The following is a 17,518-nucleotide window of genomic DNA, read 5'->3' as shown; positions in this document are numbered from 1 at the left end:
CTTCCTCTGCTAGCTTATTCGAAGAAGATGGGTGCGTCGAGGCTACTCGCAGCGGATTCATGGACGTTTCGCTCGTTGCTCTATCCTACTGAGCTACTGGGACACGACATAAAAAATACATTTCCTTTTTTATTCTATCCCACCCCACTCTCAGTACGCTAATTCAAGTAGTGGCTCGAGTGGGGGCGCGGATGCTTCCTTCCGTAGCCTATTCAGACGTGCTGAGCTACTGGGACACGGCATAAAAAATACATTTCCTTTTTATTCTATCCCACCCCACTCTCAACGCTAATTCAAGTAGTGGCTTGAGTGGGACGCTATCACTTCCTCCATTGCCCTGTCCATTTTGCGTCAGGCTGTTCAATACATGAAAAAAAGGCCCTTTTCGGGCCAAACTTTTTTTACGTCCCAGGAGAGATTCGAACTCCCGACTCGACTCGGTTTTGCTTCTTCTTTTGGTCTTTGTTTCCTATTTCTTTTTTCTCTTCGTACGTTGCGCCGTCCCTTCCTCTTCTCGCTTTTTCACCGAAGCCGGATGCGTCGGGACGACTCGCAGCCGATTCACCGATGTTTCGCTCGTTGCTCTATCCTACTGAGCTACTGGGACACGACATAAAAAATACATTTCCTTTTTTATTCTATCCCACCCCACTCTCAGTACGCTAATTCAAGTAGTGGCTCGAGTGGGGCGCTGATGCTTCCTTCCGTAGCCCATCTTGTTCTAAACATGAAAAAAAGCCCTTTCCGGGCTTGGGTACGTCCCAGGAGAGACTCGAACTCCCGACCGACGGCTTAGAAGGCCGCTGCTCTATCCTGCTGAGCTACTGGGACACGACATAAAAAATACATTTCCTTTTTTATTCTATCCCGCCCCACTCTCAGTACGCTGATTCAAGCAGTGGCTCGAGTGGGGCGCTGATGCTTCCCACCGTAGCCTATTCAGACGTGCTGAGCTACTGGGACACGATACTAAAAATCAACACTGTGCTGCATTATCATTTATGATTCTGCTCGGCTGTGCCTCTTCCTCTACTAGCTTATTCGAAGAGGATGGATGCGTCGAGGCAACTCGTAGTTATTTCTCTGATGCATTGCTCGTCGCTACTGGGACACGGCATTATTAAATAGTAAGCGGGTGATGGGAATCGAACCCACGACGCCAGCTTGGGAAGCTGGAGTTTTACCATTAAACTACACCCGCATTGGACGCCGAAGGCGGCACCCGGATTCGAACCGGGGGTGAAGGTTTTGCAGACCTCTGCCTTACCACTTGGCTATGCCGCCGAGAGAGCGGAAGACGGGACTCGAACCCGCGACCCCCACCTTGGCAAGGTGGTGTTCTACCACTGAACTACTTCCGCATATGGCTGGGGTAGCTGGATTCGAACCAACGCATCACGGAGTCAAAGTCCGTTGCCTTACCGCTTGGCTATACCCCAATAATATGCAGCTAATGGGGCGACTAGTGGGAATCGAACCCACGAATGCCAGAGCCACAATCTGGTGCGTTAACCACTTCGCCATAGCCGCCATAAACAGGGGCAGTAGGAATCGAACCCACACCGGAGGTTTTGGAGACCTCTGTTCTACCATTAAACTATGCCCCTAAATGGTGGAGGGGGACGGATTCGAACCGCCGAACCCACAGGGAGCGGATTTACAGTCCGCCGCGTTTGGCCGCTTCGCTACCCCTCCAAGAGATGGCTCGAGACGGAATCGAACCGCCGACACAAGGATTTTCAGTCCTTTGCTCTACCGACTGAGCTATCGAGCCGTTATATCATATGTATTATTTATTACTTGCTTATTTTGTGCATCGCACTATGCTTTTTAACTATATAACTTAATCTATGTTATGTAAAACCATTGAAAATATGTATGGCGGAGGAAGAGGGATTCGAACCCCCGCGGGCTGTTACACCCCTATCGGTTTTCGAAACCGACCCCTTCAGCCAGGCTTGGGTATTCCTCCGCGAAGTGGAGCCTATCGGGATCGAACCGATGACCTCCTGCGTGCAAAGCAGGCGCTCTCCCAGCTGAGCTAAGGCCCCAAGATAAACTGGTCGGGAAGACAGGATTTGAACCTGCGACCTCATGGACCCGAACCATGTGCTCTACCAAGCTGAGCTACTTCCCGATTCAGAGTCATCATGTACGGTCTATGCTGGAGCGGAAGACGGGACTCGAACCCGCGACCCCCACCTTGGCAAGGTGGTGTTCTACCACTGAACTACTTCCGCATAAAACAGTGAGCAAGTATTATTATAATGAAAAGTCGCAGATTGTCAATATAATCATTTATTTTTTCTTTTATTTCGTCGTTTATACTGACCTAAACGACGATTTTCATTATACAACTATATTATATATTCGTCAATAATAAAATTAGACACTCTAGTTGAAAGAGTGCCTACTTACGTTAGACGATAGGAAACTCCACCACCACTTTTGTTCCTTCCCCTTCTTTGCTTTCCAATGAAATAGTTCCGTCGTATTTTTCGACGAGGCGTTTGGCGATGGAAAGCCCGAGTCCGTTGCCCCCTTGTTTTCGGCTGCGCGCCTTGTCTACGCGGTAAAAGCGACGAAAGACGTAAGGAATGTCTTCTTGCGGAATTCCGATGCCAAAATCTTGGATCACCATGTTCGCTTTACCATTTTCTTTATAGACGAAAAGGTGAATTTCCTTCCGAGACTCTCGGCTATATTTCACCGCATTGTCCAACAAAATAATAAAAATTTGCTCGAGGTGCCGAACGGCGATTGGAATATGCACACGTTCTCTACAGATTTGTTGGAACGTGTAATCTTCATACACACTCGAAAAGTTGCGGACGACCGAGTCTAGTACAGCGCATGCGTCTACTGCTTCTGTCGCTTCTATCGTTTCTATTTCCGTCCGCGATAGCTGCAACAATTCATTCACTAAATGAATGAGCCGATCCACTTCTTTTAAACTTGACTGTAGCGATTTATTTAATACATCTGGGTCATGTTTCCCCCAGCGGTTTAACATCGTCAAATGCCCTTTAATGATCGTTAACGGCGTCCGTAATTCGTGGGAAGCATCTTCGACAAACTGTTTTTGCTGTAAAAACGCTTGTTCTAAATCGTCCATTAAGTCATTAAAAAGGTTGCCGAGCTGTGCCAGTTCGTCATTCGTATCATTGATCGGCACCCGTTCATTTAGTCCGTTTGTCTTGATTTTTTGCACCGTATTCGTCATCGCTTGCACGTTCACAAGAAGTTGTTTGGCAATAATCGTGCCGCCTAAAAAACTTAAAATAATCGCGCCTGCTCCCGTTGCAATCATGACGAGAAAAATGATATCGCGAAAGTAGTCAAACGCCTCCATATTACGAACAATTTCGATCGTACCAGGAAAAATCGTCAACGGGGAACGTAAAACAAGTAATCGATCCTCCCCATGGTGAACGATTTCATATTGTAGCGATGTGGTGTTCTTCGGCTTCACCCATCCGCTTGGGACAGCGCGAGAAACCGTCAAGATTGGGGTTCCTGTTTTGTCTAATATTCGAAAAAGTTGGTTTTTCTCATTAATGGTCGCAAAATACGATTCGTATCGTCGCAATTGTGAAGGGGTTTGAATCGATTTTTCTTTAAAAAACGCTTCCATTTCCGTTAGTTGGTGCCGCATGTTTTGTTGTTCATAACTAACGCTCCACTTTTCAATTACGATATACTGTAACAAATTGTACGAGATAAACAGCACGCTTAACAACACGGAAGACCAAATCGTCAATTTCCACTTAATCGGAAGTTTTTTAATCATTGGCGCATCACATATCCAACTCCCCGAACGGTCTGGATATATTGTTCTTTATCTTCTGCATTTAGTTTATTGCGCAAATAGCGGACATACACATCGACCACGTTCGTTTCTACAGCATAATCATAGCCCCATACTTGATCTAATAACATCTCGCGCGTTAATACGCGGTTAATATTTCTCATAAACGTTAAAAGGAGCTCAAATTCTTTATTGGTTAGCTCAATCAGTTCTTTTCCGCGTTTGAGCACGCGGGATTCAATGTCCAACTCTAAATCTTTAAACGTCAAAAGGGGCGGTTTTGCTTCCCGTTTTTCTTCGCGACGCAAAATGACGCGAATTCGTGCTAACAACTCTTCAATCGCAAACGGTTTAACGACATAATCATCTGCCCCACTATCGAGCCCCATGACACGATCCATGACGCTATCTCTTGCGGTTAACATAATAATCGGTGTCTCTTTTTCATTTCGCAAACGGCGACAAACTTCCACGCCATTCAACCCCGGTAGCATCAAATCAAGCAAAATAACGTCGTAATCGTTTTTTATGGCTAAATCAAGCCCACTTCTCCCGTCATGTGCTACATCCACTTCGTATCCTTCGTATCGGAGTTCAAGTTCTAAAAATTCCGCCAATCCTTCTTCGTCTTCAATTACTAACAGTCGGTACATCTCCCTTCCCTCCTCTACATAAGCAAGTGGACGGCTAAAGCGCCGCCAAATAAAAGCGCGGCCCATTGATGTAACTTTTTATAGCTTCTGCCCTGTTTTCCTTTGTTAAACCGTTGTAACACATACCCGAGCGTACTCACAAGAAGCAAGGCGACGAACGCTCCAATGCCGCTATATACTCTGCCCATTTTATCGTCATGATGCAAGAAAAAATATGTGCCATGACTAATGACAAGAAAAAGCGCAAGATAGCCAAATAACGTATGGTGTTTTCGGAAAAAAAGAAACGCTTCTTTTAGGTCGTGCTGCCAACGAATATTTCGCTTCTTTCCTTGCATAAACGCATGGCGAACGAGCCACATTCCGCCACCGGCGATTGCGCTAAATTCTGCTAGCGTTCCTAACAGTTTGTATAGTTCTTTATGTGGTGCTTGTCCGGTTAACCAGATAAGCACAAATAACGCAACACTTAATGAAGCTAACAGCGCGCCTGCTATTTTCACTCCTACATGAAGAATGGGATGGGAAAAAACTGCTTTCATTTGTCTTCACTCCTTTTGTATTTATCATACCGCATGATGTTAAAGAAAAAAGTGAAAGGAAATGAAAATTTTTTCATAAAACAAGTCCCTTCGCCAATAGCGAAGGGACGGAGCACTCATTCATTTTCGTCGTCAGCTTCTACTTTTACCACTTTTCCAGTTTCTGCATCGATTTTCACTTCTTGCTTTCCGTTGTCTGTTTGCACCGTAATGCTATAAACCGTTTCATCGTTATCTTTTTCAATCGTTGCTTCTGTTACTTTGCCGCTCACTTGATGTAGCGCAATCGTTGTTGCTTCTTCTTTCGTGATGTTGACGGAATCTGCCTCGCTTCCTTTCGCGTCATCGTTCGTTTCGTTGTCGCTTACTTCTCCTTCTGCTTTGTCTTGATCGTTTTTGTCAATCTTCACTACCACACCTGTTTGCGCATCGACTTTCACATCTGATAGTTTTCCTTGTTCATCTTTCACTTCGACCGCATACACAACGACACCGTCTTCATTCTCAAGTTCTGTTCCATTTTCTTGCCCTTTTACATGTTGCAATGCAATGTCCATCGCTTCTTTCTCCGTAATTTTCGCTTTTGCTTGCAGTTGATCCTGCTCTTGTTCGTCAGATACCTCTTTTGTTGCTTGCGTTTTGCTTGCGGCAAACGCATCATGCTTGAATGTAGCGCCGACGATTCCACCTCCAACGATGGAAAGTGCTAATGCTGGGATGAGAAATTTTTTGTTCATTTTTGTTCCTCCTTGTCATGGTATGTTTTACAGTTCTAATCGTACGGTTTGCAAATGAAACGAACGAAAAACGGATATGAACAAGCGTTAATATGTTCATGAAAAATTTTTCACATTTTCTCTCTTCGCTTGTATAATGATAACCGTACAAACGGAACAAAGGGGGGCTTTTTGTGCTTACGTTTATGCAACTTTTTGAAGCATACCGCTCGCTTTGGTCGAACCGGTCGCTTGCAAAAGAGGAGGCGTTGACAGAAGAAACGTGTAAAGCGTTGCTTTATGAGGCGATAGAAAAAGAGTTGCGCGATGAAATGACCCATCCGCGCGTTCGGCAAGCGCCAGAAGTAAAATTTCATTATGCCGTCAAACGAATCATGGCCGCACCTTTAGCAGAAGCGGAAAAACTAGATTTAATTGACCTGCATTTAGAAGTGATGGAGCAAATTTTATTTTAGCACAAGGGTGTTGATTATCCATTATTTTACTAAAAAAACACAGAATCATATGACTGAACACAAGCTTTTCTGCCTCTTCCCTCGAACAAGAACGCCGGCGGGCAAATGACATTTGCCCGCAAAGCGTTCATTGTTCGAGGAGGGCATGCTGCGCGCATGCCCAGTCGGCAAGCGGTTCGCTTGCCGACTAAGGCAGAAAAGCTAGAAATAGAGCGATGTCAACTGGTTTTTATTGGTTAATCAACACACCTGTTTATGTTACTATTTCCTACTCTTTGCTGCCTTATCATCAATATACCGTTTTCTAAACAGAAAATGCAAAAAAGAACCCGACGAAATGTCGAGTTCTTTTGCTTTTTACCGTTTCCCTTTTACATACGGCGTTCCGAGCGCTTTTGGCGCATCGGCACGACCGATGAATCCAGCAAGCGCTAAAATCGTTAATACATATGGCGCGATTAATAAGTAAACGGTCGGCACATTTTTTAAGAACGGAATCGCTTGGCCAACGATACTCAAACTTTGTGCTACGCCGAAAAACAGGGCAGCTCCCATCGCACCAAGCGGATGCCATTTCCCGAAAATCATCGCTGCAAGCGCCATAAACCCGTGCCCAGAAATCGTCGCATGGCTAAAATCACGTGAGATGATTGTCGCATATACCGCACCGCCAATACCGCCTAACGCACCGCTAATCATTACGGCAATATAGCGCATTTTCGTAACGTTAATTCCCATTGTATCCGCCGCCATCGGATGTTCCCCAACGGCACGTAAGCGAAGACCAAACGGAGTTTTAAACAAAATATACCAAACAACGAACGCTAACGCAATCGCAATATATGACGGAATGTAGCCGTTTGCGAAAAAGAGTGGGCCAATCACCGGAATATGGCTTAACACAGGGATATCAATTTTGTCAAAACCGACCTGAATTTGATCCGTTTGCCCTTTTCCGTACATTTTTTTCACTAAAAAAAGCGAAAGTCCAACCGCTAAAAAGTTAATGGCTACGCCGCTGACGACTTGATCGGCACGAAACGTAATGGATGCCACGGCATGAAGAAGTGAAAAAACCGCACCGACTACCATCGCGACTAAAAGCGCCAACCAAGGAGTAAGTTCGCCGAATCGATCAGCAAACGTTAAGTTAAACACAACGCTTGTAAACGCTCCAATAACCATTAACCCTTCTAAGCCAATGTTAACGACACCGGAACGTTCGCTAAATACGCCGCCAAGCGCCGTGAAAATAAGTGGAGCGGCAAAGAAAATCGCCGAAGGAACAATAATTTGTAAAGCCTCATAAACGCCCACTTATTTTCCCTCCTTTTGAAAACGAGATAGTAACAAACGAATTAAGTAACTAGATGCGACAAAGAAGATGATGAGCGCAATGACAATATCGACAAGTTCTGTTGGTACATCCGCACTTGACGGCATTTCAAGCGCTCCTACTTTCAACGCACCAAATAAAAACGCCGATAAAATAATCCCGAACGCGTTGTTGCTGCCAAGTAACGCAACCGCGATTCCGTCAAACCCGACACCTGTAAAGCCAGCTTTTACAGAAATATTCCCAAATGTTCCTAGTCCTTCCATCGCCCCAGCAACTCCGGCGAACGCACCGGAAATAACCATCGCTAAAATAATGTTGCGCGGCACGTTCATCCCTGCATATTGGGAAGCGTGTTGGTTAAACCCAACCGCACGCAACTCATATCCTTTTGTCGTTTTTTCTAGTAAAAACCACATGACAACCGCACCGATAAGCGCAACAATAATTCCGTAATGCAATGTCGAATAATCCGTAATCGATTGCAAAAACTCTGATTGTAATGACGCCGAAGCGTGCACTTTTGCGGACTTAAAGCCTTTATCTGACAACACAGAACGAATAACAGCGTTGGACACGTGCAAAGCGATATAGTTCATCATAATCGTAATAATAACTTCATGTACTTTAAATCGCGCTTTCAAAAAGCCTGGAATAAACGCCCATAACGCTCCCGCTGCGGCAGCTGCTAAAATCGCTAGCGGCAAATGAATGATTTTCGGTAGATCAAATGAAACACCAACCCATACCGCCGCAAGCCAACCAACAATAAGTTGCCCCTCGACACCGATGTTAAACAATCCGGTACGGAACGCAAATGCCACTGCTAGCCCCGCAAGAATGTATGGCGTTGCTTGTCGAATCGTCTCCCCGATATAGTAGCTATCACCAAACGCTCCGTATACGAGTGCAGAATAGCCAGCAATTGGGTCGTACCCGCTAACAAGCATGACAATCGAACCAGCAATCATGCCGAGCAATACAGCAAATACAGGAACAAGAAAATTTGTTACACGATTTGAACTCATGAAGAAACACCTGCTTCCTTCCGTTTACTTCCTGCCATTAATAATCCTAGTTCTTGTTCTGTCGTTTCTTTCGGATCAACAATCGCCACAATTTTTCCTTCGTAAATGACCGCAATTCGGTCGCTTACGTTCATTACTTCGTCCAATTCAAACGAAACGAGAAGAACGGCTTTTCCTTGGTCACGTTGTTCAATCAGCCGTTTATGAATAAATTCGATCGCCCCGACGTCAAGCCCGCGCGTCGGCTGTGCAGCAATGAGCAAATCTGGGTTGCGATCTACTTCGCGACCGATAATCGCTTTTTGTTGGTTCCCACCGGAAAGCGCCCGCGCTTGCGTATATTCATCTGGCGTCCGCACGTCAAACTCAGCGATTAGCTGGCGCGCTTTTTCATAAATAGCTTTAAAGTTTAAAATTCCTCGTTTGGAGTATGGTTCTTTATAGTACGTTTGTAGCACCATATTTTCCCCGATTGGGAAGTCAAGGACAAGTCCGTGTTTATGGCGGTCTTGTGGAATGTGACCGACTCCTGCTTCCATAATTTTTCGCGGTGACAAGTTAAAAATGTCATTTCCATTTAGCTTAATCGAACCAGATTCTGCTTTGATTAATCCTGTAATCGCTTCCACTAATTCTGTCTGCCCGTTGCCGTCAACCCCAGCAATCCCGACAATTTCGCCAGCACGAACGGTCAAATTTAAATGATCGACAACCGTCACCCCGCGCGCATCTTTCACTACTAAATCACGAATCTCTAACACTTCTTTTCCTGGTTGAGATGGTTTTTTCTCTGTTTTAAAATGCACTTCACGCCCAACCATTAATGCTGCTAATTCGTTCGGATTCGTTTCGGAAACGTTAAGCGTCCCAATGCCTTTCCCGCGGCGAATAACGGTGACGCGGTCGCATACTTCCATAATTTCTTTCAACTTATGCGTAATTAAAATAATCGATTTCCCTTCGCGAACGAGCGCACGCATAATTTGAATTAACTCTTGAATTTCTTGTGGCGTTAACACAGCTGTCGGCTCGTCGAAAATTAAAATTTCCGCCCCGCGGTAAAGCGTCTTTAAAATTTCTACCCGTTGTTGCATTCCCACGGAAATATCGGAAATTTTCGCCGTTGGATCGACCGCTAGCCCGTAACGTTCCGATAGTTCGCGCACTTGTTCTTCCGCACGTTTAATATCGATCGTCCCGCCTTTTGTCGGCTCGCTTCCTAAAATAATATTTTCTGTGACCGTAAACGTATCGACAAGCATAAAATGTTGGTGTACCATCCCGATGCCAAGGTCATTAGCCACGTTCGGATTGGCGATTTTTACTGGCTGTCCTTTGACACGAATTTCGCCGCCGTCCGGTTGATAAAGACCGAACAATACGTTCATGAGCGTCGACTTACCGGCACCATTTTCTCCAAGCAAGGCGTGAATTTCTCCTTTTTTCACTTGGAGTGTAATGTTGTCGTTTGCAACGAAATTGCCAAATACCTTCCGAATATTAAGCATTTCAATTACGTATTCCAAACAAATTCACTCCTCTTAAATGAGCTGTTAGAAATCATCAAATAAAAAGTTACAATTGCTTGCAACTTTTTATTTAACGATTTTTAGCGAATAAAAAGGCTAGCATACACTAGCCTTTTTATTCGATTGTGTTATTTCAAATTCGCTTCAAATTGTTTGTATTCGTCGCGAGTCGTTGGCACTTTCACTTCGCCGTTAATAATTTTTTGTTTCCATTCATCAACTACTTTTAAGATGTCTGGTTTAATGTTATCTTGTGTTGGCGCAATGCCTACCCCGTTTTCAGGAAGACCGTACTCAAGCACTTTGCCGCCAGGGAATTGTCCTTCTTTTGTTTTCTTCGCTACGTCATATACTGCTACGTCTACACGTTTTACCATAGATGTTAATGTGACGTTGTATGTTTTGTCGCCTACTTTTACTTCCCCTTCTGGCGCTTGGTCTTTGTCTACACCGATAACCCAAAGTTCACGGTTAGGGTCTTTTGTTTTTAAGTCTTTTGCTTCAGAGAACACACCGTTACCTGTTGCCCCTGCTGCATGGTAAATGACGTCAATGCCAGAAGCGTACATGCTAGAGGCAATCGCTTTTCCTTTGTCCGCTTGGTCGAACGCACCAGCATATTGTACTTCCACCGTTGCTTTCGGATTCACCGCTTTAACCCCTGCGCGGAAGCCGCTTTCGAATTTCTCAATTAATGGAATTTCCATTCCGCCAACGAAACCGATTTTGTTCGTTTTCGTTGTCAATCCTGCGACAACCCCGACAAGGAATGAACCTTCATGCTCTTTGAACGTAATGCTTGCTACGTTTGGTTTATCAACCACACTGTCAACGATGGCGAATTTTTGTTTCGGCTTTTGTTCTGCGATTTTTGTAATCGCATCTGTCATTAAAAAGCCGATACCATAAATTAAGTCAAAGTTGCTGCGCGCTAGTTTGTTTAAGTTTGTAGAATAGTCTGCATCGCTTTGCGATTGCAAATAGTCATAGCCGTCTTTTCCTTTTTTCATGCCATTTTCTTCACCGAACTTTTGCAATCCTTCCCATGCAGACTGGTTGAACGATTTGTCGTCAATTCCGCCAACGTCTGTTACCATTGCTACTGTGAAATTGTCTTTCTTTTCTCCTGCTTTCTGTCCTTGTCCACAACCGCCGAGCAATGTACCAGCAGCTAACACAAGAGAAAGCGCTAAACCACCAATGCGTTTTTTCTTCATCGCTTCTACCCCCTAAAAAAATAGTGAATGCGTATACTTTCTTATTATTGAATACATCCGACGTTTCTATGTATGAAATGTCACCCCCTTTAAAAATGAATGCGTTTTCGTAACACATGGAAACTAAACTTATCCGATTTGAAATAGTTAATCGAATACAAAATCGGTTCATCGTTGTTATCAAAATGCATTTGTTTTAAAACAAGGAGCGCCGTTTCCGGGTCGCATTGCAAAGTTGGTGACACTTTCTCATGGTAGCCGAGCGGTTCGATATGCGCTACCGCATAAGCGATGTCGTGATTTGTCTGGTTGTGTAAATTCTCAAACATTGATTCGTGTTCATACGAAATTCCTTTCGGCAAATATTTGCACGGGATTTTATCCACACAATATACCACTGGCTCTCCGTCAGCTGTCCGTACCCGTTCCACAAATAAAATGTCCTCGTCAGGCGCGCATTGGAACCGGCGAACGTCTTCTTCCGTTGGCCCTTGGATAGAAGAAGAGAGAAAGATCGTCCCTGGCTTTCGACCAGCTTGTTTAATCATATCGGTAACACTACTTAGCTGCTCGATACCAGACGTAAACATCGGGCGGGAATTGATAAACGTACCGACACCGTGCCGACGGATAATCACATTTTCTTCCTCTAGCACACGCAACGCTTCGCGCAACGTCGCTCGACTCACGCCAAGTTGCTTTGAAAGCTCAAACTCCGACGGAAGCTTTTGTTTTTCTTTATACACGCCTGTTTCGATATCATGCTTAATGCGATCGATCACTTGTAAATATAAGTGGCGATTGTCAGACTTAATAGACATTCGAAAGAGCCTCCAGTTAAATAAGTTTCCAGATATCAGACCTCTGACGTTAGACGTTGTAACCTAGTCGTCATTACTATAACATTTTTTTCGTCATAAATAAATAGGGAATAAAAATTTTGTCGAAAAAAGTAAAAACCATCAACGTAAACGGTTTCAATGTGTTATGCTGATTCAAGCGCTGCTTGAATCAGCTTAAGATGTTTTCGCATTTTCCCGCGGAATAAGCACTGCCCGCGGTTTACTGCCTTCGTAAGGGCCGACGACACCGCGTGCTTCCATCGCATCAATTAAGCGGGCTGCTCGGTTATAACCGATGCGGAAACGGCGCTGCAACATCGAAACAGACGCACTTTGCATTTCTATCACTAATTGAACGGCTTCGTCATACAATTCATCTTCAAATTCTCCATCTTCTTCTGCTACGTCTGTCGGCATCATTTCTTCTTGGTATTGCGCCTTCTGCTGCGAGATGACGAACTGGACGACTGCTTCCACTTCTTCATCCGATACGAACGCGCCTTGTACGCGCACCGGTTTCGCTGCCCCCATCGGCAAGAAAAGCATATCTCCTCTCCCAAGTAACTTCTCCGCCCCGCCCATATCTAAAATCGTGCGCGAATCGGTTTGCGACGAAACACTAAAGGCAATACGTGACGGGATGTTTGCTTTAATCACTCCTGTAATAACATCCACCGATGGGCGTTGTGTCGCAATAATGAGATGAATACCAGCAGCACGCGCCATTTGCGCTAGCCGAGTAATTGCATCTTCGACATCAGACGAAGCGACCATCATTAAGTCCGCCAATTCATCAACAATGACGACGATGTATGGAAGAAGCGGCTGTTTTCCTGCTTGTTCTCGTTGAATATATTCGTTATATCCCTCAATATTCCTTGTTCCAGTATGGGAAAATAACTCATAGCGCCGCTCCATTTCGTTGACGACTTTTTTCAACGCTTGCGATGCTTTTTTCGGGTCGGTTACCACTGGCGCTAATAAATGCGGAATGCCGTTATAGACGCTTAGCTCCACCATTTTCGGGTCAATCATCATCAATTTTACTTCGTGCGGCTTCGCCCGCATTAATAAACTTGTAATAATGCCGTTAATGCAGACACTTTTTCCGCTTCCGGTTGCTCCTGCGACAAGAAGGTGCGGCATTTTATTTAGCTCCGCAACGACCGCTTCTCCTGAAATGTCTCTTCCTAGCCCGATTAATAGCTTCGCATCTGGTTTATAATGTTCTGTTGCTTCTAATACTTCCCGCAATGAAACGGTCGCAATTTCTTCATTCGGTACTTCAATACCGATTGCCGATTTTCCTGGAATCGGTGCTTCGATGCGAATATCTTTTGCCGCTAGCGCCAACGCTAAATCGTCGCTTAAGCTGACAATTTTGCTCACCTTCACTCCCGCGTCTGGATATACTTCATATTTCGTCACGGCTGGGCCAAGATGAACTTGTGTCACTTTCGCTTTGACCCCAAAGCTTTGAAACGTTTTTTCTAATTTACGAGCATTAGCATAAATGTTGGCATGATCTTTCGATTGATTGATTGGCTTCGGTTGTTTTAGTAACTCAAGTGGCGGCAATTGGTAATCGGTATTTTCCATTTCCGAAAACGCCATCGGTTCGTTTGCCTCTTCCTCTTCGATTAGCGGCGATTGTTCTACTCTGACAGCGGCAAAATCGGAAATAATCGGTGGCGGCGATGATTCTTCTTCAGCCAATTCTTCTTCCATCGGCAACGTTTCCTCCGCAATGACTGTCTCTTCTGGCGGTTTGCTTGTTCGTTTCGTCGATGTCCGTTGTTTTCGATTGCCCCATGCTTGTTTTATATCGGCAATAAACGCTTGCCATTGGCGGAAAATAAACGAAACAAGCCAATGAACGGCTTTGCCAACCGTTTCGTTTAACGATTTCCCCGTGATTAAAATAGCGCCTATGACAAACAAAAAGAAACAAACCCACTTCGTCCCAAGTTCATCAAAGAGCTGATAACTCGCTGCAAATAAAATCGCTCCGACCATCCCTCCCCCTAAATCGTGCGGCGCAGCAGCCGCTCCGTTTGCTTCTTTCCAAAACAGTTCCCATGTTGTGCGAATAATGCTTGGATGGAATTCCCCTTGCCGTGACAGAAGCCGAAACAACGTCAGATGGCTGAGCAGTAAAAGCGCAATACTAATCGTATATCCGCCAATTAGCCATCGGTGAAAAAATGGCGGCCATGCCCGCTTCCAAATAAGATAAATGGCTAAAACGAATCCCCCGATTAATAAAAGGATGTACCATTCGCCAAGGAAAAAACGCGCAAATGAAACGACTGTTTTCCCGACGAGACCAAGTTGTGCCATCGCGATGACGGAAAGGGCAAGCAAGGCGAGTCCGGCCAATTCGAAACGAAAGGTTGTTTTCCATTCTTGTTTTTTCTTTTGTTGTTTATGACGTTGTCGTTTGCGTTTCGACATGTTTCTCCACTCCGATACAAAACTGGAAATGTCGAAAAAAGCAGCCAACGTTGGCTGCTTTCTTCCGTTTCTTTTTATTATACACTAAATACGTAAGGAATTCATTAAGATGTTATTGTCGATAACGGAAATCTAGCGCCTGGGGCGTATTTTTGCTCTAAAAAATGGGCGGGGTTTGTGCTTAAATTGCGAACAATTTCCCATTCTTTTGTTTCTGTTTCTTGTACGAGAAACGGAATACCGTCGTAATAAATGACTTGCTGTTTCGTATACGCTTGTTCATCTACCGGAAAAATGAGATGTTCAGGCATGATCGTGTATAAAATCATTGCAACATCGTTCCTCCTTCTTTTTTCCATTCGATGAGCTGCCGCAGTTTTTGCAGCGCTTGTGCCACGCCACCTACTTCATCAATTAACCCATATTGAACAGCATCTGGTCCAACAACGTTTGTGCCGATGTCGCGCGTTAAATTTCCCTTTGAAAACATGAGCTCTTTAAATTTTTCTTCGGTAATTTTTGAATGCTTCGTTACAAAACGAACGACGCGCTCTTGCATTTTATCTAAATACTCAAACGTTTGCGGAACACCAATGACAAGCCCTGTTAAACGAACAGGATGAATTGTCATCGTTGCGGTTTCCGTAATAAACGAATAATCACACGATACGGCAATCGGTACGCCAATCGAGTGCCCTCCCCCTAACACAATCGAAACGGTCGGCTTTGATAATGAAGCGAGCATTTCCGCAATTGCCAGCCCCGCTTCCACGTCACCGCCAACCGTATTTAAAATGACAAGCAATCCTTCGATGTTCGAATTTTGTTCAATCGCAACAATTTGTGGAATGACGTGCTCGTATTTTGTCGCTTTGTTTTGCGGTGGAAGTTGAATATGTCCTTCGATTTGGCCGATAATTGTTAAACAATGAATGGCTGTATCTTGCGTCATTTGCGGAATGTTCGTTTGCCCGAGCTGTTGAATGTTCGTAACTACTTGCTCTTGTTTTTCTTCTTGTTGGTCTTCTGAACCGAACGGTATGTATTGTTTTTTCTCCATGTTCATGCTCCTTTCTTGCCTAGTATTGTTTAGTATGTTCTATGAAGCAAAGAAAAATGCCGGCGGAATTTTTTCTCCGACCGGCATTTCCGTTCGACTTTGAGCATGATTCGTTTAAACTTCCATAATGATTGGTAAAATCATCGGTTTCCGTTTCGTTTTTTCAAATAAATATTGGCTTAACGCATCGCGAATATTAGATTTTAATGAAGACCATTCAATCACATACTCTTGCATACATTTATTGACGATTGTCGTCACTAGTTTTGTCGCTTCCTCAAGTAACGTTTCCGATTCCCGTACATATACAAATCCTCGGGAAATAATTTCTGGACCGGCGACAATTTTTTTCGCTTCTTTACTTAACGTCACAACAACAATTAAAATTCCGTCTTGGGAAAGCAAGCGGCGGTCGCGCAAGACGATATTGCCAACATCTCCGATTCCTAACCCGTCAATTAATACGTTCCCGTACGGCACTTTGCCGCCAAAGCGCGCCTGCCCGCTCCGAAATTCAATCACATCGCCTTTATCTACTAAAAACGTTCGCTCTTCAAAAACGCCAACTGCTTTTGCTAATGCGGCATGCGCTTTTTGCATGCGGTATTCGCCGTGAACAGGGATAAAATATTTCGGTTTCATTAAATTAAGCATCAATTTCAGTTCTTCTTGGCATCCATGTCCTGATACGTGCACATTTTTATAGACAACATTTGCCCCTGCACGGTATAGGGCATCAATCGTTTTTAAAAACAACAATTCATGGCCAGGCATCGGCGAAGCCGCCACAATGACCGTATCTCCTTCTTTAATGTTCACTTGTTTATGCGCCTGTTTCGCCATCCGCGCAAGCGCCCCCATCGGCTCTCCATGGCCTCCCGTCGTCAAAATGACTAGCTCTTCATCGCGATATTGTTGAATGTCTTGGATGGAGATGACCGTTTTTTCCGGTAGTTGTAAATAGCCGAGACGAACGGCGACATCCATCACTTTATGCATGCTTTTTCCGACGATTGCTACTTTTCGCCCGTGCGTTTTCGCTGCATGTAGTACTTGCTGAATTCGTGTAATATTGGAGGCATAGCAAGCAGCTATCACCCTGCCGTTAGCGTTATATACGACATCGGAAATCGCTTGGGCGACGGTCGTGTCCGAGCCGGTATACCCTGGTTTTTCCGCGTTCGTACTATCGGATAATAAGCATAGTACCCCTTGTTCGCCAATTTGCGCCATTTTTCCTAAATCCGCACGATTCATCCCGTACGGCGTTTGATCGAATTTAAAATCGCCCGTATAGACGATAGCGCCTTGCGATGTGTAAAAACTAATTCCGATGGAATCTGGGATGCTATGAATCGTTCGGAAAAACGTCACCGTTGCTTTTTCAAACACCACTTCAGAATCGGAATGAATTTCGATAAATGGCGCTGTTGTCGTCATATCATGCTCTTTTAGCTTTTCTTGCGCCAAGCCAAGCGTCAACTTTGTTCCATAGACAGGGGCGGTAATTTTCTGTAATACATACGCAATCGCACCGATATGTTCCTCGTGTCCGTGCGTTAAAAAAATCGCCTTTACCCGCTCTTTTTTTTCAACAAGATACGTAATATCTGGAATGACTTTGTCGATACCGAGCATCTCGTCTTCCGGAAACATCACTCCTGCATCAATGACAAAAATATCATCGTCTAGTTCAATCACATACATGTTTTTTCCGATTTCCCCAACTCCACCGAGGGAAAACACTCGTATTTTCTCTACTTGTTTCAAACGCTTCGTCCTCCTAATGCTAAACTAACCCGCTCAAAGTCACTTGACTTTATTATAACTGATGGAAGATTTTAAATACAAGATAGT

15 protein-coding genes and 13 tRNA genes are annotated in these 17,518 nt (G+C 44.5%); 2 read left to right on the top strand and 26 right to left on the bottom strand.

The window, feature by feature from the left end; genetic code table 11:
* Positions 1 to 757 precede the first annotated feature (757 nt).
* From GGR02_RS02375 to GGR02_RS02295, 17 genes are all read right to left on the bottom strand, one after another.
* Positions 758 to 831, bottom strand: a tRNA-Arg gene (locus GGR02_RS02375).
* Between the two features lie 299 nt (positions 832 to 1,130).
* Positions 1,131 to 1,201 (bottom strand) — tRNA-Gly (locus GGR02_RS02370).
* Positions 1,202 to 1,213: 12 nt separating this feature from the next.
* Positions 1,214 to 1,284, bottom strand: a tRNA-Cys gene (locus GGR02_RS02365).
* Between the two features lie 5 nt (positions 1,285 to 1,289).
* A tRNA-Gly gene (locus GGR02_RS02360) sits at positions 1,290 to 1,361 on the bottom strand.
* A 3-nt stretch (positions 1,362 to 1,364) separates the two neighbouring features.
* Positions 1,365 to 1,439, bottom strand: a tRNA-Gln gene (locus tag GGR02_RS02355).
* A gap of 15 nt (positions 1,440 to 1,454) precedes the next feature.
* Positions 1,455 to 1,530 (bottom strand) — tRNA-His (locus GGR02_RS02350).
* Between the two features lie 6 nt (positions 1,531 to 1,536).
* Positions 1,537 to 1,607: transfer RNA gene (locus GGR02_RS02345), tRNA-Trp, on the bottom strand.
* Positions 1,608 to 1,610: 3 nt separating this feature from the next.
* A tRNA-Tyr gene (locus GGR02_RS02340) sits at positions 1,611 to 1,695 on the bottom strand.
* A 6-nt stretch (positions 1,696 to 1,701) separates the two neighbouring features.
* Positions 1,702 to 1,774: transfer RNA gene (locus GGR02_RS02335), tRNA-Phe, on the bottom strand.
* Between the two features lie 105 nt (positions 1,775 to 1,879).
* Positions 1,880 to 1,972, bottom strand: a tRNA-Ser gene (locus GGR02_RS02330).
* A gap of 6 nt (positions 1,973 to 1,978) precedes the next feature.
* Positions 1,979 to 2,051, bottom strand: a tRNA-Ala gene (locus GGR02_RS02325).
* Positions 2,052 to 2,060: 9 nt separating this feature from the next.
* Positions 2,061 to 2,137 (bottom strand) — tRNA-Pro (locus GGR02_RS02320).
* Between the two features lie 28 nt (positions 2,138 to 2,165).
* A tRNA-Gly gene (locus tag GGR02_RS02315) sits at positions 2,166 to 2,240 on the bottom strand.
* 179 nt (positions 2,241 to 2,419) lie between these two features.
* Positions 2,420 to 3,790 carry a HAMP domain-containing sensor histidine kinase gene (locus GGR02_RS02310; protein WP_183183144.1) on the bottom strand — a complete coding sequence of 457 codons (1,371 nt, stop codon included), beginning with the start codon at positions 3,788 to 3,790 and terminating at the stop codon, positions 2,420 to 2,422.
* Positions 3,787 to 4,461 (bottom strand): response regulator transcription factor, encoded by a 675-nt coding sequence (locus tag GGR02_RS02305; protein WP_183183142.1) that lies wholly within the window; start codon positions 4,459 to 4,461, stop codon positions 3,787 to 3,789. The genes GGR02_RS02310 and GGR02_RS02305 overlap by 4 nt, the downstream gene beginning before the upstream one ends.
* A 14-nt stretch (positions 4,462 to 4,475) precedes the next feature.
* Complete coding sequence (locus tag GGR02_RS02300; RefSeq protein ID WP_183183141.1) at positions 4,476 to 5,003, bottom strand: hypothetical protein; 528 nt, start codon at positions 5,001 to 5,003, stop codon at positions 4,476 to 4,478.
* Between the two features lie 116 nt (positions 5,004 to 5,119).
* Positions 5,120 to 5,740: a PepSY domain-containing protein gene (locus GGR02_RS02295; RefSeq protein ID WP_183183140.1), complete on the bottom strand. Its 621-nt coding sequence runs from the start codon at positions 5,738 to 5,740 to the stop codon at positions 5,120 to 5,122.
* 173 nt (positions 5,741 to 5,913) lie between these two features.
* Here GGR02_RS02295 and GGR02_RS02290 point away from each other — a divergent pair, with 173 nt between their 5' ends.
* The gene (locus tag GGR02_RS02290; protein ID WP_229706086.1) at positions 5,914 to 6,195 is read left to right on the top strand and encodes a hypothetical protein; all 282 of its coding nucleotides are present in this window, start codon (positions 5,914 to 5,916) and stop codon (positions 6,193 to 6,195) included.
* A gap of 105 nt (positions 6,196 to 6,300) precedes the next feature.
* Complete coding sequence (locus tag GGR02_RS17365; RefSeq protein ID WP_260174932.1) at positions 6,301 to 6,435, top strand: hypothetical protein; 135 nt, start codon at positions 6,301 to 6,303, stop codon at positions 6,433 to 6,435.
* A gap of 117 nt (positions 6,436 to 6,552) precedes the next feature.
* Here the strand turns inward: GGR02_RS17365 and GGR02_RS02285 are convergent, their stop codons facing one another.
* From GGR02_RS02285 to GGR02_RS02245, 9 genes are all read right to left on the bottom strand, one after another.
* Positions 6,553 to 7,512 (bottom strand): ABC transporter permease, encoded by a 960-nt coding sequence (locus tag GGR02_RS02285; protein WP_183183139.1) that lies wholly within the window; start codon positions 7,510 to 7,512, stop codon positions 6,553 to 6,555.
* On the bottom strand, positions 7,513 to 8,559 hold the full coding sequence (locus GGR02_RS02280; RefSeq protein WP_183183138.1) for an ABC transporter permease: 1,047 nt from the start codon (positions 8,557 to 8,559) through the stop codon (positions 7,513 to 7,515).
* Complete coding sequence (locus GGR02_RS02275) at positions 8,556 to 10,085, bottom strand: ABC transporter ATP-binding protein (protein ID WP_183183137.1); 1,530 nt, start codon at positions 10,083 to 10,085, stop codon at positions 8,556 to 8,558. Before GGR02_RS02275 ends, GGR02_RS02280 begins: the two co-directional genes overlap by 4 nt.
* A gap of 131 nt (positions 10,086 to 10,216) precedes the next feature.
* A complete protein-coding gene (locus GGR02_RS02270; RefSeq protein WP_183183135.1) occupies positions 10,217 to 11,305 on the bottom strand; it encodes a BMP family lipoprotein in 1,089 nt (362 codons plus the stop codon).
* An 89-nt stretch (positions 11,306 to 11,394) separates the two neighbouring features.
* On the bottom strand, positions 11,395 to 12,126 hold the full coding sequence (locus GGR02_RS02265; protein ID WP_183183134.1) for a GntR family transcriptional regulator: 732 nt from the start codon (positions 12,124 to 12,126) through the stop codon (positions 11,395 to 11,397).
* A 195-nt stretch (positions 12,127 to 12,321) separates the two neighbouring features.
* Positions 12,322 to 14,601, bottom strand: coding sequence for a DNA translocase FtsK (locus tag GGR02_RS02260; protein WP_183183133.1), 2,280 nt, complete (start codon positions 14,599 to 14,601; stop codon positions 12,322 to 12,324).
* A gap of 104 nt (positions 14,602 to 14,705) precedes the next feature.
* On the bottom strand, positions 14,706 to 14,930 hold the full coding sequence (locus GGR02_RS02255; protein ID WP_183183132.1) for a YlzJ-like family protein: 225 nt from the start codon (positions 14,928 to 14,930) through the stop codon (positions 14,706 to 14,708).
* Positions 14,927 to 15,661 carry a ClpP family protease gene (locus GGR02_RS02250; RefSeq protein ID WP_183183131.1) on the bottom strand — a complete coding sequence of 245 codons (735 nt, stop codon included), beginning with the start codon at positions 15,659 to 15,661 and terminating at the stop codon, positions 14,927 to 14,929. Before GGR02_RS02250 ends, GGR02_RS02255 begins: the two co-directional genes overlap by 4 nt.
* 114 nt (positions 15,662 to 15,775) lie before the next feature.
* On the bottom strand, positions 15,776 to 17,431 hold the full coding sequence (locus GGR02_RS02245) for a ribonuclease J (protein WP_183183130.1): 1,656 nt from the start codon (positions 17,429 to 17,431) through the stop codon (positions 15,776 to 15,778).
* Positions 17,432 to 17,518: the final 87 nt, after the last annotated feature.

Source organism: Anoxybacteroides voinovskiense (genome assembly GCF_014196205.1).
Lineage (GTDB): Bacteria > Bacillota > Bacilli > Bacillales > Anoxybacillaceae > Anoxybacteroides > Anoxybacteroides voinovskiense.
Note: the sequence above shows the minus strand (reverse complement) of the source record. Positions and strands in the feature narration are given on the sequence as shown.